23 protein-coding genes are annotated in these 21,695 nt (G+C 69.1%); 15 read left to right on the forward strand and 8 right to left on the reverse strand.

The features are described from left to right. Positions 1–124 precede the first annotated feature (124 nt). Positions 125–1,015: a radical SAM protein gene (locus OG709_RS15485; RefSeq protein WP_326694605.1), complete on the forward strand. Its 891-nt coding sequence runs from the start codon at positions 125–127 to the stop codon at positions 1,013–1,015. 248 nt (positions 1,016–1,263) lie between these two features. Continuing rightward, positions 1,264–2,136 (forward strand): 50S ribosomal protein L11 methyltransferase, encoded by an 873-nt coding sequence (locus tag OG709_RS15490; protein ID WP_329166557.1) that lies wholly within the window; start codon positions 1,264–1,266, stop codon positions 2,134–2,136. A gap of 68 nt (positions 2,137–2,204) precedes the next feature. Here OG709_RS15490 and OG709_RS15495 read toward each other — a convergent pair whose 3' ends face one another. Both OG709_RS15495 and OG709_RS15500 read right to left on the reverse strand, forming a co-directional pair. Continuing rightward, a complete protein-coding gene (locus OG709_RS15495; RefSeq protein WP_326694603.1) occupies positions 2,205–2,858 on the reverse strand; it encodes a TetR/AcrR family transcriptional regulator in 654 nt (217 codons plus the stop codon). After that, the gene (locus tag OG709_RS15500; RefSeq protein ID WP_329166560.1) at positions 2,855–4,351 is read right to left on the reverse strand and encodes an MFS transporter; all 1,497 of its coding nucleotides are present in this window, start codon (positions 4,349–4,351) and stop codon (positions 2,855–2,857) included. Before OG709_RS15500 ends, OG709_RS15495 begins: the two co-directional genes overlap by 4 nt. A gap of 161 nt (positions 4,352–4,512) precedes the next feature. Between OG709_RS15500 and OG709_RS15505 the strand changes: the two genes are divergently transcribed. After that, positions 4,513–5,652, forward strand: coding sequence for a Fic family protein (locus OG709_RS15505; protein WP_329166562.1), 1,140 nt, complete (start codon positions 4,513–4,515; stop codon positions 5,650–5,652). Between the two features lie 288 nt (positions 5,653–5,940). Here the strand turns inward: OG709_RS15505 and OG709_RS15510 are convergent, their stop codons facing one another. Further along, positions 5,941–6,501: a GNAT family N-acetyltransferase gene (locus tag OG709_RS15510; RefSeq protein WP_266642368.1), complete on the reverse strand. Its 561-nt coding sequence runs from the start codon at positions 6,499–6,501 to the stop codon at positions 5,941–5,943. Between the two features lie 295 nt (positions 6,502–6,796). Between OG709_RS15510 and OG709_RS15515 the strand changes: the two genes are divergently transcribed. The 3 genes from OG709_RS15515 (at position 6,797) to OG709_RS15525 (ending at position 9,391) form a co-directional block, all read left to right on the forward strand. Further along, positions 6,797–7,996 carry a cytochrome P450 gene (locus OG709_RS15515; protein ID WP_326694601.1) on the forward strand — a complete coding sequence of 400 codons (1,200 nt, stop codon included), beginning with the start codon at positions 6,797–6,799 and terminating at the stop codon, positions 7,994–7,996. Positions 7,997–8,132: 136 nt separating this feature from the next. After that, positions 8,133–8,324: a ferredoxin gene (locus OG709_RS15520; protein WP_250301134.1), complete on the forward strand. Its 192-nt coding sequence runs from the start codon at positions 8,133–8,135 to the stop codon at positions 8,322–8,324. 230 nt (positions 8,325–8,554) lie between these two features. Beyond that, a complete protein-coding gene (locus OG709_RS15525; protein WP_266642366.1) occupies positions 8,555–9,391 on the forward strand; it encodes a pentapeptide repeat-containing protein in 837 nt (278 codons plus the stop codon). Positions 9,392–9,436: 45 nt separating this feature from the next. Here OG709_RS15525 and OG709_RS15530 read toward each other — a convergent pair whose 3' ends face one another. Next, positions 9,437–10,450: a WD40 repeat domain-containing protein gene (locus OG709_RS15530; protein WP_250301132.1), complete on the reverse strand. Its 1,014-nt coding sequence runs from the start codon at positions 10,448–10,450 to the stop codon at positions 9,437–9,439. A gap of 44 nt (positions 10,451–10,494) precedes the next feature. Between OG709_RS15530 and OG709_RS15535 the strand changes: the two genes are divergently transcribed. The 4 genes from OG709_RS15535 to OG709_RS15550 all read left to right on the forward strand — a co-directional run bounded on the left by OG709_RS15535 (position 10,495) and on the right by OG709_RS15550 (position 14,489). After that, the gene (locus tag OG709_RS15535) at positions 10,495–11,196 is read left to right on the forward strand and encodes an SGNH/GDSL hydrolase family protein (protein ID WP_266642364.1); all 702 of its coding nucleotides are present in this window, start codon (positions 10,495–10,497) and stop codon (positions 11,194–11,196) included. Positions 11,197–11,420: 224 nt separating this feature from the next. Further along, complete coding sequence (locus OG709_RS15540) at positions 11,421–12,062, forward strand: CatB-related O-acetyltransferase (RefSeq protein ID WP_250301129.1); 642 nt, start codon at positions 11,421–11,423, stop codon at positions 12,060–12,062. Between the two features lie 719 nt (positions 12,063–12,781). Next, a complete protein-coding gene (locus tag OG709_RS15545) occupies positions 12,782–13,351 on the forward strand; it encodes a hypothetical protein (RefSeq protein ID WP_329166567.1) in 570 nt (189 codons plus the stop codon). A 142-nt stretch (positions 13,352–13,493) separates the two neighbouring features. Further along, positions 13,494–14,489 (forward strand): aldo/keto reductase, encoded by a 996-nt coding sequence (locus OG709_RS15550; RefSeq protein WP_250301122.1) that lies wholly within the window; start codon positions 13,494–13,496, stop codon positions 14,487–14,489. 237 nt (positions 14,490–14,726) lie between these two features. Here the strand turns inward: OG709_RS15550 and thpR are convergent, their stop codons facing one another. Continuing rightward, positions 14,727–15,272 carry an RNA 2',3'-cyclic phosphodiesterase gene (thpR, locus tag OG709_RS15555; RefSeq protein ID WP_326694597.1) on the reverse strand — a complete coding sequence of 182 codons (546 nt, stop codon included), beginning with the start codon at positions 15,270–15,272 and terminating at the stop codon, positions 14,727–14,729. Between the two features lie 18 nt (positions 15,273–15,290). Between thpR and OG709_RS15560 the strand changes: the two genes are divergently transcribed. The 4 genes from OG709_RS15560 (at position 15,291) to OG709_RS15575 (ending at position 17,805) form a co-directional block, all read left to right on the forward strand. Beyond that, positions 15,291–15,806: a GNAT family N-acetyltransferase gene (locus tag OG709_RS15560; RefSeq protein ID WP_266642354.1), complete on the forward strand. Its 516-nt coding sequence runs from the start codon at positions 15,291–15,293 to the stop codon at positions 15,804–15,806. Positions 15,807–15,909: 103 nt separating this feature from the next. Beyond that, positions 15,910–16,044 (forward strand): hypothetical protein, encoded by a 135-nt coding sequence (locus OG709_RS15565; protein ID WP_443068537.1) that lies wholly within the window; start codon positions 15,910–15,912, stop codon positions 16,042–16,044. 60 nt (positions 16,045–16,104) lie between these two features. Further along, a protein-coding gene (locus tag OG709_RS15570; protein ID WP_266624355.1) for an IS3 family transposase occupies positions 16,105–17,315 on the forward strand; the annotation gives its coding sequence in 2 pieces (ribosomal slippage) (positions 16,105–16,396 and positions 16,396–17,315; 1,212 coding nt in all). Between the two features lie 28 nt (positions 17,316–17,343). Then, positions 17,344–17,805, forward strand: a complete 462-nt coding sequence (locus OG709_RS15575) for a Uma2 family endonuclease (protein ID WP_329169126.1) — start codon at positions 17,344–17,346, stop codon at positions 17,803–17,805. Between the two features lie 46 nt (positions 17,806–17,851). Here the strand turns inward: OG709_RS15575 and OG709_RS15580 are convergent, their stop codons facing one another. Both OG709_RS15580 and OG709_RS15585 read right to left on the reverse strand, forming a co-directional pair. Then, positions 17,852–19,180 (reverse strand): MFS transporter, encoded by a 1,329-nt coding sequence (locus OG709_RS15580; protein ID WP_250301119.1) that lies wholly within the window; start codon positions 19,178–19,180, stop codon positions 17,852–17,854. Positions 19,181–19,351: 171 nt separating this feature from the next. Beyond that, positions 19,352–19,789, reverse strand: a complete 438-nt coding sequence (locus tag OG709_RS15585; RefSeq protein WP_250301118.1) for a MarR family winged helix-turn-helix transcriptional regulator — start codon at positions 19,787–19,789, stop codon at positions 19,352–19,354. A 134-nt stretch (positions 19,790–19,923) separates the two neighbouring features. Between OG709_RS15585 and OG709_RS15590 the strand changes: the two genes are divergently transcribed. Next, complete coding sequence (locus tag OG709_RS15590; protein WP_250301117.1) at positions 19,924–20,106, forward strand: BrnA antitoxin family protein; 183 nt, start codon at positions 19,924–19,926, stop codon at positions 20,104–20,106. Between the two features lie 47 nt (positions 20,107–20,153). Here OG709_RS15590 and OG709_RS15595 read toward each other — a convergent pair whose 3' ends face one another. Further along, positions 20,154–21,605, reverse strand: coding sequence for an NCS2 family permease (locus tag OG709_RS15595; RefSeq protein ID WP_250301354.1), 1,452 nt, complete (start codon positions 21,603–21,605; stop codon positions 20,154–20,156). Between the last annotated feature and the right edge of the window lie 90 nt (positions 21,606–21,695).

The raw sequence follows: 21,695 nt of genomic DNA on the forward strand, positions 1-21,695 counted from the left end.
CGGAGTCCCGTAAGACCCGGCCGGGGCGGCTCTCCCACCGCAACGCATCAGGAAGAGACACCGCCAAGGAGGAAAAGCGAAGAGCTTCTTCGCACCCCACCGGTCTCACATCGAAAGGCTCGGCATGACCATCACCATCGACAGTCCCGGATTGAACACTTCTCCCGCTGACGGAATTCTTTCCGTCGAGTGCGAGCTGACAGGCCGCTGCCAGTTGGAATGCTCGCACTGCTGCACCTTGTCCGGACCGAAGGCCGGCCACGGCACGATGACTCGCGCCGACTGGCTTGACGTCGTGGACGACATCGCCGCTGCCGGTATCCCCGCCGTCCAGTTCATCGGCGGTGAGCCGACTCTCTCCCCGTCCTTGTTCTCCCTCGTCGACCGCGCGCTCGGGCATGGTCTGGTCGTCGAGGTCTACTCGAACCTCGCGCATGTCCGGCCCTCTCTGTGGACTGCCTTGGACCAGGCCGGTGTTCGTGTCGCGACCAGCTACTACAGCGACGACCCGGAGCAGCACGACACGATCACCGGAGGCAGGGGCAGCCATGCCCGCACCCTGGCCAACATCACCGAGGTACTGCGCCGGGGCATCCCGCTGCGTGTCGGCCTGGTCGACCTCGGTGACGGGCAGCGCGTCGCCGAAGCCGAAGCCCAACTACGGGCGCTCGGCGTGCAGAACATCCGAGTGGACCGGGTACGCGCAGTTGGACGCGCGGCATCGGATTCCGCCACCATTCCCCACGTGAGTGAGCTGTGCGGGCGGTGCTTCCACGAGCGCGTCGCAGTGTCCCCGGACGGTGATGTGTACGGCTGCATCCTGTCCCGGCACCTGCCCACAGGGAACGTACGCACGACACGTCTGCGTGAGGTCCTGGCCGGCCCCCGGTGGGCCGAAGCGCGGTCCGCCGTGCCCAAAGCGGCTACCCACGCGTGCCCGCCCAACGACGGCGGCGATTGCAGTCCCGCCAACACCCCTGCTTGCAACCCGAAGTTCCAGGAGAAGCACCGGTGAACTGGAAACCCCTTGCCGCAGTCCTGGCGGACAGCGTCACCCACGCCGGGTCACGCTGGCGGACACCTGTCGCGGCGCTCCCACGGCATCTTTTCGTTCCGAACTGGTGGGCGGGAGAGGATGGTTGGTCGTTACGCGCAGGGGCTGACACCGAGGAGGGGTGGCGGGCCGCCGCGTACACGGACACGTCACTCGTCACCCGCGTCGGAACCGCTCACGCGGACCACGCGCAGCCCGGCGACCGGCCCGTGGGCCGACCGACTTCCTCAGCAACGCTCCCGTCGCTACTGGTGCGCATGTTCCAGCACGCCCGGTTCGGCGACGACGACACTCTCCTGGATGTCGGCACCGGCTCGGGATACGGCACTGCCCTCGCCTGTATGCGCCTGGGAGAACGCCGGGTCAGCAGCATCGACGTGGACGCCTACCTCACCGAGGCAGCTGGGCAGCGTCTCGCCGAGGTTGGACTGCACCCCCGGCTGCACGCCCTGGACGCGAGCAGCGAACTGCCGGACGCCTACGACCGGATCGTGGCCACCGTGGGCGTCCGGCCCGTACCCACGAGCTGGCTGACAGCGCTCAAGCCGGGCGGACGACTGGTGACGACCATCGCCGGTACGACGCTCATCGTCACTGCGGAGAAACAGGCCGATGGCACCGCCAGGGGGCGGGTCGAATGGGACCGGGCGGGTTTCATGGACGCCCGGCACAGTGCCGACTACCACGCCCTGCCGGTTGGCCTCGGCGACGCAGCCCGCACGCAGGAAGGAGAGTTCGTCACCGCGGGCCGGTATCCGGTGGTGGATGTGGAACAGGCGTGGGACCTGTCGTCGATGCTGGGGATCGAGGTGCCCGGTGTCGTCCACGGATACGAGGAAGACGGGGAGCGGTGTACGGCCTGGCTCGCTCACCCGGACGGTTCGTGGGCTCGTGCCACCAGCCGTGACGGCGGTACCCCGGTCATTCACCAGAGCGGTTCCCGCCACCTCTGGGACGTCCTCGACAAGATCCGCTCCTACTGGCTTCAGCACGGCGAGCTTCCTGCACGCGGTGCCCACGTCCTGATCACCCCCGACGGGCGGACACGGCTCGCCCGAGGGGCCTGGCGCGCCACCCTCTGATCAGAACGCGGCACCCTGCGGTCAGCGCGTCTCCCGTACGGCCTCTCCCGTACGGGAAGGCCGTCCGCTCACCCGTCGATCAACCGCTGGAGCGAAGGCCCGCAGAGCTCGGCCAGCCGTTCGGGCGTGGCCAGTTCACCGGCGCCGGGCCGGTGCAGGCTGAGCGCCGCACCGATGCCCAGCAGTTGGCCGGCGATCAGTTCCGCGCGCAGTTCGTGGTCCTCGCCGGTGAGGCGGGCGGCCAGCCGGGAGGTGACCTGCTCGCGGAAGCGCTCCTTGAGCAGGGAGCGCTCGTCACGGTTGCCGAGGGAGAACACGACGCGCAGCAGCGGGTCGGCCTGCTGGGCGCGCCGGCTCCGTACGAGAGTGAGCACCAGGTGGCGGCCCAGTTCGTCCAGGGGCGCGTCGAAGAGTGTGTCGGCCGCCGCCCCGAAGTCGGCGACCTTGTTGAACAGTTGCTCCTTCGTCCCGAACCGCTTGACGATCAGCGAGGCACTGACCCCGGCGTCGGCGGCGATCCCGCGCATGGTCACCTCGGCGTACGGGCGCTGGGTGAACGCCCGCCGGGCGGCGAACAGGATGGCGTCCCGGCCGCTCGGGCCCGTACCCGTACCTGTACCTGTACCTGTACCTGTACCCGCAGCGGTCGCCGTATCCGTACCGGCCCCAGCATCCGTACCCGTGTCCGCGCCCGTATCCGTATCCGTACCGCCGACGGTCATGCGTCCTCCCGAACAAGCACCTTCGTACCCCGCTCCCCGACGCTACCGGCCGCGGCGGACGTCTTGCCCGGAATGCACAGTGTGACGGCCAGCGCGGCGAGTGCGACGGCCCCCGCGATCAGGAAGACCAGCAGGTACGCGTGCAGGGTGGGCGCGGTGCGGCCTCCGACCTGTAAGGTGACGTTGGCCAGGACGGCGGCGACCACGGCGGAGCAGAAGGCCTGTCCGACCGAGCGCATCAGGGTGTTGAGCCCGTTGGCCGCCCCGGTCTCGCTGACCGGGACCGCGCGCATCACCAGCGAGGGCAGCGCGGAGTACGCGAGGGCGGTGCCGGAGGCCACCACGGTGGCGCCCACGATGATCAGCCACAGGCTGTGGCTGGTGAAGAAGCGCACCAGATACCCCACGGCCAGGACGCCCGAGGCGAGCGCGAGGGTGAACTTCGGGCCGTACCTGGCGGAGAGCCGCGCGGAGACCGGCGACAGCGCCACCATGGAGAGCCCGCCGGGCAGCAGGCACAGCCCGCCGACCACGATCGAGGCGCCGAGGCCGTACCCGGTGTCCTTGGGTTCCTGCACCATCTGGGCGGTGGACAGGGAGTTGGCGTAGAAGGCGAAGCCGATGAACAGCGCGGCCAGGTTGGCGAACAGCACCGCGGGCCGCGCCGAGACCCGCAGGTCGACCATGGGCGAGGAGACGCCCAGCTCGTAACGGCCCCAGACGAGCCCGATCACGACGGCGGCGACGAACAGCCCGATGACCCGGGCGGAACCCCAGCCCCACTCGCCGCCCTGGGTGGTGGCCAGCAGCAGACAGACCAGCGCCCCGCTCAGCCCGAGCGCTCCCAGCGCGTCGAACCGGCCACGCGTGCGCAGCGGGGACTCCGGCACGAAGATCAGTACCAGCACGATGTCCAGCACGCCCAGCCCGGCCGAGGCCCAGAACATGGTGTGCCAGTTGTAGTGCTCGATGACGAACGCGGCGATGGGCAGCCCGACGGCCGCACCGATCCCCAGCGTCGAACTCATCAGCGCGACGGACGACAGCACCCGGGCGGGCGGCAGCTCGTCCCGCATGATGCTGATGCCCAGCGGTACGACGGCGAGCGCGGCCCCCTGGAGCGCGCGCCCGGCGATGAGCACCCCGATCTGGGAGCTGACCGCGCAGAGCACGGACCCGACGACGAGCACCCCGAGCGCGGCGACGAGCACCCGCCGCTTCCCGTACATGTCCCCGACCCGCCCGAGCACCGGCGTACAGACGGCGCCGGTGAGCAGCGTGACGGTGACCAGCCAGCTGGCGGCGGCGGGGGTGGACCCGGTGAGCGCGGGCACGTGCGGCAGCAGCGGCACGACGAGCGTCTGCATGACGGCGACGACCACACCGCAGAAGGCGAGAACGCCGACGAACATGCGGGGGTGGGCGGCTCTGCCGGGTTCGTCGGATCCCGCGAGCGCTGTCGGCTCTGCGGGTCCGGGTATCGCTGGGGACATGGCTCTCCGTCGGGCTTGCGGCTGGCGTGGGAGCTGCGCACCGCGACTGGGGTGCACAGACGTTCACCCCAGGGTAAACGCTTGTGCACCCCAGGAGCGCACAGGGATACGCGGGGAAGCGGGGAAGCGGCACCATGACACCCATTGGGTATTGTCGAATCATGCTCTACGAGACTCCTGCACTCACGCCTCAGGACCGCGACGTCCTCGCGCATGTCGACGCGATGCGGGAGAGCCTCCGGCACCAGGTACAGCGCACGCCGACCAAGTGGACGGCCGACCTGCGCAAGACCCTCACCGCGCAGGCCATTGCCGGATCGAACAGCATCGAGGGCTACACGGTCGACTCCGTCGATGTCGAAGACCTGCTGGACGGCGAACAGGAAGTCGCCGTCTCCGCGGAGAACCGGGCGGAGACGCTCGCCTACCAGCACGCCATGACCTACGTGCAGTCATTGCACGACACCCCCGACTTCCGCTACGAGAAGTCGCTGCTCAACAGCTTGCACTGGATGCTCCAGGGCCATCACCATCCGGGCATGACCGCGGGCCGGTGGCGCAAGGGCGGAGTCTGGATCAACGAACCCGGCCAGCCGGCACAGGCGGCGTACGTCGCCCCGGACGCCGACGAACTCCCGTCGCTGACACATGAGTTGATCACGTGGCTCAACGAGGGCGACCTGGAAGCCCACACCCTGGTCCGGGCCGCGATGGCCCATCTGAACCTGGCCAAGATCCACCCGTGGTCCGACGGCAACGGCCGGATGTCACGCTCCCTGCAGACCCTGGTCATCGCACGCGGCGGGGTCCTGGCCCCGGAGTTCTCCTCGATCGAGTCCTGGCTGGGCGCGCCGGGCAACACCTGGGAGTACTACAAAGTTCTCAAGCAGGTGGGAGGCCGCGAGTGGTCCCCTGGGCGCGACACCGCCCTCTGGATCCGGTTCAACCTGCTCGCGTACCACCAGCAGACCCAGACGGTGCAGCACCGCATCGACCGGTCCACCCGCTGCTGGATCCAGCTCGCCGAATTCGGGGAACACAACGGCGTCGACGAACGCCAGGTCACGGCGCTGCACGACGCCGCTCTGGCTGGACGCGTCCGCCGGGCCCGCTATCAGCGCGCGGAGAATCTCAGCAATCAGCAGTCCGTCCGGGACATCCGCGCGCTCGTGGAGGCCGAATTGCTCCTGCCGGTGGGGAACACGAAGGCCCGGTACTACGTCCCGGGCCCACGCTTCCCGGCGCCCGTGCTGGAGGAGTTGCGACAGCCGATGTGGCTCGATGACCCGTACGACGACTGACCGGCGAACCGGGCTTCGAGTCGGCCGGAGCCCCGACCGGCTCCCCCGCCTGCTTCGGCCGTACCGGCCCGGCGCACAGCGGGACCTCCCTGACGCGCAGCGCCGCGGCAAAAGCAGCAGCGCCCAGCACCGCTCCCGTCAGCCCCGGCCTGCGCGGCCCTGGCCTGCTTCGCCCTCGAAGCACCGAGCCTGGCCCGGGGCCGGTCCGATGCCCAACAGGCCGTGCGGGCCGCCTTCGACCTCCTCGAACACGGCTGGCAGGCGACCGACCGCACGGGCCGGTGGCGGTTACAGCGGGTACGGGGACGACGACCCGGTCGGCGATGCAGGCAGTGACACGGGCAACGACGACTGCCACCGCACCTCCCCGTCCTGCCACTCCCCCGTCGGCCGGAGACCGACCGCCCCGGCCACAGCGGCGGACGCCGCGTGGTCCGGGTGGATGTGCGCGATCACGTCCCGCACACCGGGTACCGACCCGAGGTGCGCGACCAGCCCCGCCGCGGCCTCCTTGGCGATGCCACGGCCCTGCCACGGTGTCCCCACCACCCAGGCGATCTCCGCGACCGGCGGCTCGACCGTCGCCTGCACGGTCCCGGCCAGGCACCCTTCCGTACGCAGCCGGATCACCCAGTTCCACCAGGTCACCGCAGGGTCGGGGGAACCGGCGACCTGCCGTACGTACCGGGCGCGCAGCTCGTCCACGGTCGCCGGGTCGCCGCCGATGAACGCGTGGAGGGCGGGGTCGGCGAGCACCTCGGCCATCTCCCCGGCGTACGCCACGCGCAGCGGCAGCAGATCGAGGCGTTCGGTGGAAAAGGCCGCGGGCTCGGCCGCCAGGACAGTCATGCCGCGAGATTACGCAACGGGTGGGCGACCCCGGACAGCCACCCGGCCCTGATACGGGTACGGGTACGGATATCGGGCCTGATACGGGCACAGGTACAAGTTCGGCCTGATGCGAGTACGGGTGCGGGCCCCGGCCTGACACGGGTGCGGGCCCGGCCCAGGTACAGATCCAGCCGCCCGACCTGAGTACGAATCAACCTAGTTGGCCGAACATGGCGTAGCAGCATTAGGTGCCGGAGGCATCTAGTGGAGGGGACCGGTAGGACACCCTCCACATCTGTTTGTGAGGCCCGCCATGGCAGACACCGAGACCGCCGTCTCGTTCCCGCAGGACCGTACCTGTCCCTACCACCCGCCGACCGGATACCGGCTCCCGGACGACGGGCAACAGCCGCTGACGGCCGCCACCCTCTTCGACGGCCGCCGGGTGTGGCTGGTCACCGGGCACGCCGAGGCGCGTGCGCTGCTGGTCGACCGGCGGCTGTCGTCCGACCGGGAGAACCCGGCGTTCCCCCGGATCACCGAGCGGGTGGCCAGGAGCTCCGATCAACGGGTCGCGCTGATCGGCATGGACGACCCCGAGCACCACACCCAGCGCCGGATGCTCATCCCGAGCTTCAGCGTCAAGCGGACCGCCGCACTGCGGCCCCAGATCCAGGAGACCGTCGACCGGCTGCTGGACGCGATGATCGAGCGGGGGCCGTCCGCCGATCTGGTCAGCGCCTTCGCCCTGCCGGTTCCCTCGATGGTGATCTGCGCGCTGCTCGGCGTCCCGTACGCCGACCACGAGTTCTTCGAGGCCCAGTCCCGCAAACTGCTGCGCGGCCCCGGGGTCACCGAGGTGGAGGCCGCCCGGGACGCGCTCAACGACTACTTCCGGTCGCTGATCGAGCGCAAACGCACCGACCGGGGCGAAGGGCTGCTCGACGAACTGATAGCCCAGCGGCTCGAAACCGGTGCCGTCGACCGCGAGGAACTCGTCCAGATGGCCGTGATCCTGCTCGTCGCCGGGCACGAGACGACCGCGAACATGATCTCGCTGGGTACCTTCACCCTCCTCCAACACCCGGACCAGCTCGCCCTGTTGCGTTCCTCCGACACCCTGATGCCGACCGCCGTGGAGGAGCTGCTGCGCTTCCTGTCCATCGCCGACGGCATGGCGCGGCTGGCGACGGAGGACATCGAGGTGGGCGGGGAAACGATCCGGGCCGGTGACGGGGTGGTCCTCTCCACCTCGGTGATCAACCGCGACGGTTCCACCTACCCGTCACCGGACGAACTGGACCTGTCCCGGGAGGCCCGGCACCACGTCGCCTTCGGATTCGGCGTCCACCAGTGCCTCGGCCAGAACCTCGCGCGGGCCGAGATCGAGATCGCGCTGCGCACCCTCTTCCACCGGCTGCCGGAGCTGCGGCTGGCGGCCCCGGCCGACGAGATCCCGTTCAAGCCGGGCGACACGCTCCAGGGCATGCTCGAACTGCCCGTGACGTGGTGACTCCGCCGACCCGGCCATCCCTACTTCCCCGGTCGCCCCTGCTGCCCCTGCTGCCCCGCCAGTCCCCACTTCCCCCACTTCCCCGACTTCCCCATTCAACTCGAATGATCCAACTCCCCGTCGAGAGGCGCCTGTTGTGACAGAAATCAATATCGACACAGATGTGTGCATCGGCGCCGGTCAGTGCGCGCTGACAGCGCCGAAGGTCTTCACCCAGGACGACGACGGCTTCAGCGAACTCCTGCCGGGCAACGAGGACGGCACCGCCGACCCGATGGTCAAGGAGGCCGCCCGCGCCTGTCCGGTGCAGGCCATCACCGTGACGTAGGACATGACGCGGGCCGGGGCGCAGGCGGCGCAGGAAGGGTGCGGTGGTCCTGTCGCTGGGGACAGGACCACCGGCGGCAGGGCCGCCGACGGGACCACCGATGGGACCATCGGCCAGGCCACCGACGAGAGCTCCGTCCGGGTCACCGAAACCGAAGGGCCTGGGGCCTTTACCATGGGCAGCCCGGAGCAACCGGTCCCGCGCGCCCACACCCCGGAGGCCCCGTCCCCGTGCCCCAGCCCCCGTCCCCGCCCCGACAACTCACCCTGCAGGGCGACTGCGCGAACTGCTTCGGGCTGTGCTGCGTAGCGCTCCCCTTCGCCGCGTCCGCCGACTTCGCGGCCGACAAGCGCGCCGGCCGGCCCTGTACCCATCTCCGGACCGACTTCCGCTGCGGGATCCACACCCGGCTGCGCGACCAGGGCTTCCCGGGCTGCACGGTGTACGACTGCTTCGGCGCGGGCCAGCAGGTCTCGCAGGTCACCTTCGGCGGCCAGGACTGGCGGCAGGCCCCGGAGACCGCCCAGCAGATGTTCGACACGTTCCCCGTCGTCCGCCAACTCCACGAACTGCTCTGGTACTTGACCGAGGCGCTGACCCTGGACCCGGCCCGCCCCCTCCACCCGGAGCTCCGCCGCCTCCTCGACGCCACCGAAGCCCTCACCCACGGCACACCCGAGGCACTCGCGGACCTGGACGTGGCGGCGCACCGCGCGGAGGTCAACGTGCTCCTCCTGCGCACCAGCGAACTCGTACGCGCCGGAGCCGGACCCACCGGCCGCAAGAAGAAGAATCGCAGGGGCGCCGACCTGATGGGCGCCCGGCTCCGGGGCGCGGACCTCAGGGGCGCCGACCTCCGCGGGGCCTGTCTGATAGCCGCGGACCTCACCGGCGCGGACCTGCGCACCGCCGACTTCATCGGAGCGGACCTCCGCGACACGGACCTCACCGGCGCGGACCTCACCGGCTGCTTCTTCCTCACCCAGCCCCAGCTGAACGCGGCACGGGGCGACGCGACGACGAAACTGCCTCCGTCGCTGGTCAGGCCGGCGCACTGGACGCCGTAGGACGTACTTACCTGACCGGGGGCCGCGGAAACGAACCCGCGTCCTTCACCTCTTCCCCGACCGCCTCCGTACCCCCAGGAACACCACGAACAGCGCGATCAGCACCGCCGCGCCGCCCCAGGTGATGCCGGAGTGCCCCGAGTCGTCGCTGTCCCCCGCGACCCGCTGCGAACTCCCCTTCCGGCCGGGCGCCCTGGCCCCGTCCTCGGTCGTGCCCGGGGTGTCCACCGGGAACCGCAGCACCTTGCTCTGCGCCCCCTCCGAACCCATCATCAGCGCCTTGCCGTCCAGCGTGTACGTCACCGACTCGGCCTGTCCCTGGAACGGCACGTTCAGTACGTGCTCCTTACCGAGCCCGCCGGAGGCCTTCCAGTCGTACGTCTCCGCCCCGAGGTACCCGCGCAGCGTCAACTGCTTCCCGTCCGGGGAGAACGCGCCGTCGGTCACCCACGGCACCTTGTCGATCCGCCGGAAGACGTTGGTGCTGGTCGTGGAGAGCTTCTCGGGCCCCACGTACAGCCCGCCCTTGGTCTGGTTCTTCGACGCGATGTAGACCCGGCCGGTCTTCGGGTGCACCATCAGCGCCTCGGCGTTGCGCGGCCCGTCGGCGTACTTCACGGTGAACTGGGTCGCCCGGACCGTCTCGTTCCGCAACTGCTTCGGCTCGGGGAATCGGTAGATCCAGACGTGGTCCCAGGACCCGTCGAGGTTGTCGCCGATGTCCCCGACGTAGATGTCACCGTCCGGCCCGATGGAGATCGCCTCCACGTCGCGGGGCGCGCCGACCCCGCTCATGGTCACGGTGGCGACCGTCTGCCCGGTCCTCGAGTCGACCGCGTAGACGTACGGCCCGTCGCCGCTGTCGTTGTGCGTCCAGTAGATACCGGGGTGCAGACGGCTGGCGGCCAGCCCGCTGGACTCGGCGATCCGGGGGTCCTTGATCGTGAACCCGCCCCCGCCCCCAGCCCCGCCCCCGCCGTCGGCGGCAGCGGGCGTGGCAGGCAGAACGGCGAACAGGACGGTGGCCGCGGCCCCGGCGACGTACGGAAGCGAACGCATGCCCCCAAGACTGCCATCCGCAGGGCATCGGCGATGATGACGGGATGCGTCCGAGGATGATGTTCGTCGGTGATTCGATGACCATAGGCCGCGCCGGCGACTACACCTGGCGCTACCGCATGTGGCAGCACCTGGGCGCGTCCCCCGGCGTCGGATACGAGACGGTCGGCCCCCGCACCGAGCTCTACGAGTCGAGCACCGCCTACGCCGACCCCGCCTTCCCGGCCGAGGCACGTCGCCATCTGGCGGGCTGGGGCGAGGGCTGGCAGCACATGGCCCCGGTGATCCGCGAGACGGTACGGACCCACCGCGCCGACCTGCTGCTGATCTCGCTGGGCCTGATAGACCTCGGCTTCTACACGGACGCCGACCAGACCGCCCGCAACGTCCGCACCTTCCTGGCGGAGGCCCGCGCGGCCAACCCCCGGGTGCAGGCCGTGATCCTCCCGGTGATCCCGAACGTCCGGGCCGAGACGGACGCACCCTTCGCGGCGGAGGTGGCCCGGTTCAACGTGCTGCTGGCGAAAACGGTCGCGGACCTCGACACCCCGGCATCACCGCTGCTGCTGGCCTCGCGCCCGGAGTCGTACGACATCCACCAGGACACGTACGACGGCACACACCCGAACGCGAGCGGCGAGCACAAGCTGGCGGGCGCCTTCGCCGACGCGCTGCACCAGGCGTGGGGCGTGGGCGGGCGGTACCGGGCACGCCCGGACGGGCGGCCTGGCGTGCACCTCGTGTGAGCGTGGGCACTGCCCCGACGCGCGGGCGACCTCCCTTACAGCACACACCGGTTACGAGCCTCACGGCACCCCGTGCCCCCACCCCAAGAGCCGAAGTACCGCAACACGCACCGCATGCACCGCACGCACCGCACGCACCGCATGCACCGCACGCACCGCATGCACCGCACGCACCGCACACGCCATACACGCCATACGCGCCGCACGCACCGAGAGAAGGACCCATGCCCGCTCCCGACCCGAACACCATCCACCCGATGCCCGGCCAGCCACGAGTGGTGCTCCTCAAGCCCCTGGTGACGTCCCCGCTGGTCGAGGTGGGGGACTTCTCGTACTACGACGACCCCGACGACCCGACCGCGTTCGAGACCCGCAACGTGCTGTACCACTACGGCCCGGAGCGCCTGGTCATCGGCAAGTACTGCGCACTGGGCGAAGGAGTGCGGTTCATCATGAACGGCGCGAACCACCGGATGGACGGCCCGTCGACCTTCCCCTTCCCCATCATGGGCGGCTCCTGGGGCGACCACTTCGACCTGCTCACCGGCCTGCCGGGCCGGGGAGACACCGTCGTCGGCAACGACGTCTGGTTCGGGTACCGCACCACGGTCATGCCCGGAGTCCGGATCGGCCACGGCGCGATCATCGCCTCCGGCGCGGTCGTCGTCGACGACGTCCCCGACTACGGCATCGTCGGAGGCAACCCGGCCCGCCTCATCCGCCACCGCTTCAGCGACCCGGACATCGCCCGACTCCTCGCCCTGGCCTGGTGGGACTGGCCCGCCGAACACATCACCGACCACGTACGCGCGCTGATGTCCGGCAACATCGACGAACTGGAGGCCGCGGCTCCTGCCGCGGGCTGACGCCGGCGAACGGGATGCGGTGCGGGTCGCGCACTTGCCTTGTGCCAGCGATGGTGAACTCGCCATCCTCCAGATAGCGTTGGCACGCCTCAAGGGGACAACCAGATAGGCGCCTTCTCAATTGATGCATGAAATTGAAGACATCGGACTGGAGAAACTGCGTCTCGCCAGAAGGCCACCCACGGACACAGCACCTTCCACACTCTGCGTGTTCGACGTTTCCTTGGGCGCCCCTTCCGAAGAATATGAACCGCGACTGCGGTCCATATTGGGCGCCGCACTGGGAGTAGCGGAATCTGAGTCATTCGACGAAGATGAACTACCTGTAGATACAATCACTGAATGGTTTGCAGCCGTCAGCGGGGAGGTCGCCCATGCTGACGAATACTCATTCGCAACCCAGGGGGCGGACCGTTATTCCGCGACCATTGGCGGAGGGCCCTGGAGACTCCAGGAGTGGCTGTTCCAGTTCGATCCTGAATCTGAGACCAGGGGGTGGTCCTGGTGGGATCTGACGCACTCCGGAGACCTCAAAGTACGGATCGAGGTCGACACTTGGGGAGAATCCTTCTTCGCCTGTGATGAGCTTCGCTGGGCCATCCTTACCGCTGGCGCCGATACGGTAGAGGGCCCCACCCTCGTGCATAGTGCCGAGTGGGCGGCAGCGACTTAGTACTGCGACAGGCATCGAGTATTGCGGCCGGATGATTCGAGGGCCAGTGACCGAGATGATGGGCTGGGGCGACAACGCCTCCTGGCCCGACGGCGACCTCTCCGCGCGGCCCCTGGGCGAGATGGAAGCCATGGCCTCAAGGTCGGAACCCCAGGCTGTCGGCGCTCAGGTCTGGGAGACATTGAGAGAACTGGGCAGCGGGAGAATGCGTCAGAACGACCTAGCCGCCGCGACCCGGCTCCGCTGGGCCCGCCTCGCCCTGCTGGCAGCGACCCGGAAGGCGGAAGCTGCCACAGGCGATGCACAGGCCGCGCTGACAGATGCCGTGTACCTGCGGGCCGCGATGATCCGTACATTCGGGACGGGCCCGACCGGCGGGGACCGGGACCCCGCCGACCTCGTACGGACCGTGCTCCACACCATCGGCCGGTCTCCTGCCGAGGTGGCCTCCGCGGCCGTCGGCTGGCGGCCGGCGTCCCCGGCCGACATGTTGGGTCTGCGCCGGATCAAGAACCTGCTGACCGGGCTCAAGGGCCTGGACGCGTATCTCGACCAGGCTGATCCGCTGCGGGAGGAAATGGCTGTATGGCTGTCGCTGATACCCCGTCTGCCCTGATCCAGGGGGCTGTTCGACATGAGAAGCGCCGGCGACGAGGACTCAGGATTTCCCCTCCGCTGGCGGCCGTCTCCCGCACCGCGCCCCGGATGGCCCGCGCATCCTTGATTCGAGCGCACTCCAAGGGGTTGGCTAGGACCTCATGGAGTACACGCAGCTTGGACGCACCGGACTCAAGGTCAGCCGACTGGTCCTCGGGACGATGAACTTCGGCCCGCAGACCACCGAGGCCGACAGTCACACGATCATGGACTCCGCGCTCGCCGCGGGCGTCAACTTCTTCGACACCGCCAATGTCTACGGCTGGGGCGAGAACAAGGGCCGCACCGAGGAGATCATCGGCACCTGGTTCGCGAAGGGCGGTGAGCGGCGCGACAAGGTCGTGCTCGCCACCAAGATGTACGGGAACATGGCCGCCGAGGGCGACGCCTGGCCCAACCACGACAAGCTCTCGGCGGTCAACATCCGCCGGTCCGTCGAGGCCTCGCTGAAGCGGCTCCAGACGGACCACATCGACCTGTACCAGTTCCACCACGTCGACCGGAACACCCCGTTCGAGGAGATCTGGCAGGCGATCGACGTCCTGATCCAGCAGGGCAAGATCCTCTACGCGGGCTCGTCGAACTTCGCCGGATACAAGATCGCGCAGGCCAATGAGCTGGCCGCCCGGCGCGGTTCGGTCGGGCTGGTCAGCGAGCAGTGCATCTACAACCTGATGGAGCGCCGCGCCGAGATGGAGGTCATCCCGGCCGCGCAGGAGTACGGCCTCGGGGTCATCCCCTGGTCCCCGCTGCACGGCGGGCTGCTCGGCGGCGCGCTCCGCAAGGAGCGCGAGGGCGGCTCCGCGCGCAGCACGACGGGGCGATCGGCGGAGGCGCTGGCGAACCCGACGGTGCGGGCGCAGATCCAGGCGTACGAGGACCTGCTCGACAAGCACGGCCTTCAGCCGGGCGAGGCCGGGCTGGCGTGGCTGCTGACGCGTCCGGGTGTGACGGGACCGATCGTCGGCCCGCGTACGCAGGAGCAGCTGGAGTCGGCGCTGCGCGCGGTCGAGCTGGAGCTGCCCGAGGCCGTACTGTCCGGGCTCGACGAGATCTTCCCGGGGCCGGGGCCGTCGCCCGAGGCGTTCGCCTGGTAGTTCGCCATGCGGCGGATTCCCATGCGGTGGATTCCCAGGCGCTGGTTTCCCATGCGCCGGCTCGCCACGCGGTGGATCACCACCTGATGGATCCCGTCCGGTGCATCACCGCCCGGCGGTTCCCCGGTGCGGCTGCCGTCACTGACCGACGGCAGCCGCCACGGCGACGACGACGAACAGCAGCACGAGTGCACCGGCCATGATCCGGTTCCTGGTTTTCGGGTCCACGCTGCGAGGTTACTTGCCCGGCCCGAGCGGCCAGGCAGCGACCACCTGGTACCGGGGGCTGCCCCCGCTGCGTACGAGAGCCAGCTCCCGCACGGTCCAGGGGGTACTCGTGAACCCGTCCAGCGCTTCCGCGTACGGCCGCAGGTCGGTGCGGGCATCGTTGCGGGCGAGGGTGAGATGCGGCACGTAGGGGTGCGGATCTTCCGTACGGACCCCCGCGTCCCGCGCCGCCCTCTCCGCGGCGGCGGCGAGCCGGGCCATCGCGGCCACCTCCCCGGTGGCCCCCGCCCACAGCGACCGCCGCCCGAAGCACCCGCCACCGGCCAGGCCGAGCCCGAAGGGACGGTGGTCCCGGGCGGCCTGCGCGAGACGGTCCTCGACGGCGGGGACCAGGGCGTCGTCGACCTCCCCCAGGAACGCGAGCGTGAAGTGCCAGCCGGGACGGTCCGTCCAGCGGAGCCCGGCGGCCCCCGGAAGGGCGTGCAACGGCTCTACGACGAGGGCGAGTTGGCTGACGGCCTGCTCCGGCGGCAGCACTGCGGCGAACAGTCTCATCACGCTAGTGTCGTCCGGATGGAGAGCAGCCAGGTGAGAATCAGGGAGGGCGGGGCGGACGACGTCCCCGCGGTGTTCGCGATGCTGGACGGGGCGGTCGCCTGGCTGGTCGCCCACGGCCGCGACGGCCAGTGGGGCACCGGGCCGATATCCGCCCGGCCCAAGGCGGTGCAGCAGGTCCAGGGGTACCTCGACCGGGGCACGCTGTGGATCGCCGACATCGACGGCGCCGTGGCCGGGGCCGTGATCCTCACCTCGGCACCGGGCCCGTCGATCGCGCCGGCCGACGAGCCCGAGGTGTATGTGCACTTCCTGGTCAACGACCGCCGCTTCGCGGGCCGGGGTGTGGGCAGCGCCCTCCTCGAACACGCCGCGGCGGAGACGGTCCGGCAGGGCGTCTCCCTGCTGCGGGTCGACTGCTACGCGGGCAGCGGGGGCGCGCTCGTCGCGTACTACGAGCGCAACGGCTTCACCCGGACCGAAGCCTTCAGCGAGGGCGACTGGCCGGGCCAGATCCTGGCCCGGCGGGTCTGACCTCTGACCCACTGCCGCTACGGCCCGGCGTGACTATGCCTCCGCGCATATCGTTGTACCGCGCGACTGCCCGCAGCCTTGCGGCAGCGGGGAGAGCGCCACGATGACCGTCGTCGACGACAGGATCGAGATGGCCGGGACGAGCGACGAGCGCACTCTGGACATGATGTTCGAGTGGCTTGAGCCGACCCCCGAGGGAATCAGGGTCGAGATCGTCGAGGGGAACATCGGGCCTTGACCCTGGGTTTTGGACACCGGAGACACTTGGATCTTGATGGTCCAGGAGAACGGAGTCCCCGTGGGGATGAAGCATTACCCCGCCGAGTTCAAAGCGGATGCGGTCGCGTTGTACCGATCGAGGCCGGGAGCGACGATCAAGTCCGTCGCCGGTGATCTCGGGGTGAACACCGAGACGCTGCGGAACTGGATCCGGGCCGCCGACGGGCGCCGGCCCGGCGCCCACTCCGCACCGCCGGCCGCTTCGCAGACCGGCGGCGACGCTGTTCAGGCGGAGCTGGCCGCCGCTCGCAAGAGGATCCGTGAGCTCGAGGAAGAACGGGACATTCTCCGCAAGGCGGCCCGGTATTTCGCGACGGAGACGCGCTGGTGAACCGCTACCAGTTCGTTGACGATCACCAGCGCCGACACGGCGTGAAGCGGCTCTGCGACATCCTCGGCCTGGCCCGCTCGAGCTTCTACTATTGGCGCCGCACCGCATCCGCGAGAGCGGCCCGCCAGACCGTCGAAGCCGGGATCGCGGCCCGGATACGCAAGGTCCACCAAGACTCCGACGGCACCTACGGAGCCCCCAGGATCACCGCAGAACTCCGCGACGAGGGCGGCCCGGTGGTCAACCACAAGCGCGTCGCGAGGATCATGCGGTCCATCGGGCTCGAGGGAGTCCGTCTGCGCCGCCGGCACCGCACCACCGTCGCGGACCAGACCGCAGCGAAGGCGCCAGACCTGATCGGCCGTGACTTCACCGCGGCCGCAGTCAACAGAAAGTACGTCGGCGACATCACATACCTGCCGGTCAGCGGCGCGAAGCCGCTCTACCTCGCGACCGTCATCGACCTCGCCTCACGTCGGCTCGCCGGGTGGGCGATCGCTGACCACATGCGGACAGAACTCGTCATCGACGCCCTCACGGCCGCCGAGCGGACCCGCGGAAACTTGACCGGAGTGATCATGCACACCGACCACGGATCTCAATATTCGAGCAGGGCCTTCGCGGAACTCTGCAGGTCAGCTGGGGTCCGGCAGAGCATGGGCGCGATCGGGTCCAGCGCCGACAACGCTGCCGCGGAAAGCTTCAACGCCGCCTTCAAGAGGGAGACGCTCAAAGGCCGCAAAGCCTGGTCGAGCGAGCGTGAGGCCAGGCTCGACGCCTTCCGCTGGCTGACCCGCTACAACACCCGGCGCCGGCATTCCCGCCTCGGTCAGCGGTCTCCGATTGCCTACGAGAACGCCGTCCAAGCAGCAGCAACTACCCTGACCCAAGCCGCATAGACGTGTTCAACATCCGGGGTCAAGGCCCATCTTCACGTCGCCGCAGCCGGACGCACACTGGCAGATCATCCGCAGGATCGTGCGAGCGCTGGAGGACGAATTCGGCATGGGCGTCCAGGTGACCTCGGATGTCCGTATCGACTTCCCCGGGCATCTGAATGGGTTCGCTCCGGATGTGGCCAAACTCTGCGACAGCGCCGAGAAGGACGAGAAAGGCCGCTGGCGCTACCAGGACATCGAGTTCGTCGCCGAAGTGGTCTCCAAGAACACCGCGGCCAACGACTACGGCCCGAAGCCGGCGACGTACGCCACCGCCGGTGTCCCCGTGTATCTCATCGCCGACCCCTGCACCGGCAAGTGGCACCTGCACACCCTCCCGAAGGACGACGGCTACCACGGCCTGGTGACGTTCGACTTCGGTTATCCCGTCGACCTGACGGCGACCGTCGTCGGTCTCACCCTGGAGACCGACGACTTCCCCCGCGACTGACCGGACGCCTGCGACCGGATCGGACGCCCGGCACCGTACTGACGTCCTACGCCGCCGTGGCCAGCTGCTCGCGCGGTACGAACGCGACGTGGCGGCGTCCGCGCCTGAGGTCCACTTCCAGGCGGAGGTTGGCCGCGCGGGCCAGCATCAGGCCGACGCCCATCGCCGCCAGCGCACAGATCCCACCGCCGAGGGTGAAGCTGATCCGGACCCCGTAGGTATCGGTGAGCCAGCCGAAGAGCGGGCCGCCCAGGGGCGTACCGCCGGTGAAGACCATCATGAAGAGGCTCATCACCCGGCCCCGCATCTCCGGTTCGGTGCCCATCTGGACCGTCGAGTTGGCGGTGACGTTCGTGGTGAGGCCGAGGATGCCGATCACCACGATCAGCGGGGTGAAGATCCAGACGGACGGCATCCACGCGGCCACCACCTGGAGCAGGCCGAAGCCGATCGCGGCGCCGACGAGCACCCGTAGCCGCGACGTTCCGCGCCGGGCCGCGAGCAGGGCGCCGACCAGGGAGCCGACCGCCATCAGGGTGTTGAACAGGCCGTACATGCCGACGCCACCGTGGAAGGTGTCGTTGGCGAAGGCGCTGAGCCAGATCGGGAAGTTGAAGCCGAAGGTGCCGACGAAGCCGACCAGGACGATCGGCCAGATCAGGTCGGGGTGCTTGGAGACGTAGTTCAGGCCGTCGCGCAGCTGCCCCTTGCCCCGGGCCTTGAGTTTGGTGTGGTGCAGCTCGCTCGTGCGCATCAGCATCAGGCCGGTGAGCGGGGCGAGGAATGAGAGGCCGTTGGCGAGGAACGCCCAGCCGGGGCCGACGGCCGCGGTGAGACCACTCGCGACGGCGGGGCCGATGAGGCGGGCGGACTGGAAGTTCGCCGAGTTGAGACTGACGGCGTTACGGACCTGGTCCGGGCCGACCATCTCGGAGACGAAGGACTGACGGGTCGGGTTGTCCACGACCGTGACGAGTCCGGTGAAGAAGGCGGTGACGTAGACGTGCCACACCTCGACGTGACCGGTGAGGGTCAGTACGGCGAGGAAGAGACCGCCCAGGCTCATCGCGCCCTGGGTGAAGAAGAGCAGGGTCCGCTTCGGGAAGCGGTCGGCTATGACGCCGCCGTACAGGCCGAACAGCAGCATCGGCAGAAACTGCATGGCCGTGGTGATACCGACGGCTGCGGAGGAACCGGTGATGCTCAGGACCAGCCAGTCCTGGGTGATGCGCGCCATCCAGGTACCGGTGTTGGAGACGACCGCACCGGTGGCGAAGAGCCGGTAGTTACGGATCTTCAGCGAGCTGAACATCGAGGTCCGGGTAGAGGTTTCTTGCGGTGCGGGGGCGGAGTCTGCTCCGGGTCCCGAACTCAACAGTGGTCGCCTCCTGGGCGTAGACAAGATCAACAGGGTCAAAAAGGGCTTACGGGTGGTGCGGTGCTACAGCGAGCGGGTGGTGCGGAGTTGCACGCAGGTGGTGCGGTGTTGCAGCAGGTGCTGCGGAGTTACAGCTGGTGGTGCGGTGTTGCAGCAGGTGCTGCGGTGTTACAGCTGGGCGAGCTTCTCCAGGACGGGGGCGGCAGCGAGCACCTTCGCCCACTCCTCCTCGTCCAGGCCCTCGGCCAGCTCGGCCAGCCAGACGTTGCGCCTGCGCCTGCTCTCCACGAGCATCGCCTGGGCCTCTTCGGTCTGACTGACCACCTTCTGCCGGCGGTCGTCGGGATGCGGCTCCAGCCTGACCAGCCCCTTGGCCTCCAGGAGCGCCACGATGCGGGTCATGGACGGCGGCTGCACATGCTCCTTGCGGGCCAGCTCCCCCGGGGTGGCGGAGCCGCAGCGTGCGAGGGTCGCGAGCACCGACATCTCGGTGGGGCTCAGTGACTCGTCGACGCGCTGGTGCTTGAGGCGGCGGCTCAGGCGCATCACCGTGGAGCGCAGTGAGTCGACGGCCGCAGCCTTGTCGTCGGGCAGAAGGGCAGGCATGTTTGTTAGCGTAACTCATTACCTATGCTAAAGACCAACCGGGTATGCCTCCCGGTGAGCGATGTCACCCATATGAGTGAGACGAGGCAGGAAAGTGACGCGCGGCGCCGCGGTGTGCCGCGACCCTGTTCGGCATGGGATCGACCGTGCTCAGCCTGCGCATAGACGGTGAGCTGCTCGACCGGCTCCGGAATCATGCGGCCAAACGCGGAATGAGCGTCCAGGACTATGTGGTCCGGACGCTCATTCGCGACGACTTCGACGAGCGCTTCCAGGCGGCCGTCGACGAGACAGAGAAGTTCTACGGGCGCACGTGACGGCGACCCGCGGGGTGGAGAGCGGGGGCTGTATGAGGCCCCGCTCTCTACGTGAGCCCCAGCGCGGGCATCGCGTAGTAGAAGACGAAGACCGCCGACACGATGTACATCGCGACCGGCACCTCGCGCCAGCGTCCGGCCGCGATCCGCAGCACGGTGAAGGCGATGAAGCCGATGCCGATGCCGTTGGTGATCGAGTAGGTGAACGGCATCATCACCATGGCCAGGAACGCCGGGACGGCGAGCGTGAAGTCCGTCCAGTCGATGTCCCTGATGGAGCCCGCCAGGATCAGGAAGCCGACCGCCAGCAGTGCCGGGGTCGCCGCCTGCGAGGGCACCATGGTCGCCACCGGGGTGAGGAACAGCGCCACCGTGAAGAGCAGCCCGGTGACGATGCTCGCCAGTCCCGTGCGGGCGCCTTCACCGACACCGGCCGTGGACTCCACGAAGCAGGTACCGGCCGAGGCCGAGGTGGCACCGCCCGCCGCGACCGCGACGCCGTCGACGAACAGCACCCTGTTGATACCGGGGAACTTGCCGTCCTTGTCCATCAGCTTCGCCTCGTCGCCGACACCGAGGATGGTGCCCATCGCGTCGAAGAAGCAGGACAGCAGCACGGTGAAGACGAAGAGGATGCCGGTCAGTATCCCGACCTTGTCGAAGCCGCCGAACAGGCTGACCTTGCCGAGCAGCCCGAAGTCCGGGGAGGCGACCGGGTTGCCCGGCCACTTCGGCGTCGTCAGGCCCCAGCTGGGCACCGTGGTGACCGCGTTGACGATCAGCGCCACGATCGTCATGGTGACGATGGAGATCAGGATCGCGCCCGACACCTTGCGGATGATCAGCGCGAGCGTGAGCAGCGCGCCGATCACGAAGATCAGGATCGGCCAGCCGTGGAGATGGCCGTCGGAGCCGAGCTGGAGGGGCACCGTGGTGTTCGCCTTGTCCGGAATGCGGGAGACGAAGCCCGAGTCGACGAGGCCGATCAGCATGATGAAGAAGCCGATGCCGATGGCGATGCCCTTGCGCAGACTGAGCGGAACGGCGTTCATCACGCGCTCCCGCAGCCCGGTGGCGACGAGCAGCATCACGACGATGCCGGCCAGCACGACCAGGCCCATCGCGTCGGGCCAGCTCATCCGGGGCGCGAGCTGGAGCGCGACGACGGTGTTGACACCGAGCCCGGCCGCCAGCGCGATCGGCACATTGCCGATGACACCCATCAGGAGAGTGGAGAAGGCCGCGGTCAGCACGGTGGCGGTGACCAGCTGGCCACTGTCGAGGTGGTGCCCGTACAGGTCCTTCGCGCTGCCCAGGATGATCGGGTTCAGCACGATGATGTAGGCCATCGCGAAGAAGGTGGCGAAACCACCGCGGACCTCACGGGCGACGCTGGAGCCACGCTCGGAGATCTTGAAGAAACGGTCGAAGGCACTCTGCGGCTGACCACCGGGAGGCGGCGGGACGGCGTCGACCGGAGCGGTGGCCGAGGGGGACATGCGCGTGACCTCAGTTGTCATGGGGCGATGAAAAACGGCCAGATTTGGACGTTTGCACGAATGGAACAAGACATTCGAAAGCCGTTTCAG

This window comes from Streptomyces sp. NBC_01267 (assembly GCF_036241575.1).
Taxonomy (GTDB): domain Bacteria; phylum Actinomycetota; class Actinomycetes; order Streptomycetales; family Streptomycetaceae; genus Streptomyces.

Coding starts and splice junctions, on each gene's coding strand:
- OG709_RS15550 (WP_250301122.1), top strand. CDS start 13,494: ATGGAGTACACGCAGCTTGGACGCACCGGACTCAAGGTCAGCCGACTG.
- OG709_RS15535 (WP_266642364.1), top strand. CDS start 10,495: ATGCGTCCGAGGATGATGTTCGTCGGTGATTCGATGACCATAGGCCGC.
- thpR (WP_326694597.1), bottom strand. CDS start 15,272: ATGAGACTGTTCGCCGCAGTGCTGCCGCCGGAGCAGGCCGTCAGCCAA.
- OG709_RS15540 (WP_250301129.1), top strand. CDS start 11,421: ATGCCCGCTCCCGACCCGAACACCATCCACCCGATGCCCGGCCAGCCA.
- OG709_RS15485 (WP_326694605.1), top strand. CDS start 125: ATGACCATCACCATCGACAGTCCCGGATTGAACACTTCTCCCGCTGAC.
- OG709_RS15515 (WP_326694601.1), top strand. CDS start 6,797: ATGGCAGACACCGAGACCGCCGTCTCGTTCCCGCAGGACCGTACCTGT.
- OG709_RS15560 (WP_266642354.1), top strand. CDS start 15,291: ATGGAGAGCAGCCAGGTGAGAATCAGGGAGGGCGGGGCGGACGACGTC.
- OG709_RS15505 (WP_329166562.1), top strand. CDS start 4,513: ATGCTCTACGAGACTCCTGCACTCACGCCTCAGGACCGCGACGTCCTC.
- OG709_RS15530 (WP_250301132.1), bottom strand. CDS start 10,450: ATGCGTTCGCTTCCGTACGTCGCCGGGGCCGCGGCCACCGTCCTGTTC.
- OG709_RS15495 (WP_326694603.1), bottom strand. CDS start 2,858: ATGACCGTCGGCGGTACGGATACGGATACGGGCGCGGACACGGGTACG.
- OG709_RS15510 (WP_266642368.1), bottom strand. CDS start 6,501: ATGACTGTCCTGGCGGCCGAGCCCGCGGCCTTTTCCACCGAACGCCTC.
- OG709_RS15590 (WP_250301117.1), top strand. CDS start 19,924: ATGGGATCGACCGTGCTCAGCCTGCGCATAGACGGTGAGCTGCTCGAC.
- OG709_RS15595 (WP_250301354.1), bottom strand. CDS start 21,605: ATGTCCCCCTCGGCCACCGCTCCGGTCGACGCCGTCCCGCCGCCTCCC.
- OG709_RS15565 (WP_443068537.1), top strand. CDS start 15,910: ATGACCGTCGTCGACGACAGGATCGAGATGGCCGGGACGAGCGACGAG.
- OG709_RS15585 (WP_250301118.1), bottom strand. CDS start 19,789: ATGCCTGCCCTTCTGCCCGACGACAAGGCTGCGGCCGTCGACTCACTG.
- OG709_RS15500 (WP_329166560.1), bottom strand. CDS start 4,351: ATGTCCCCAGCGATACCCGGACCCGCAGAGCCGACAGCGCTCGCGGGA.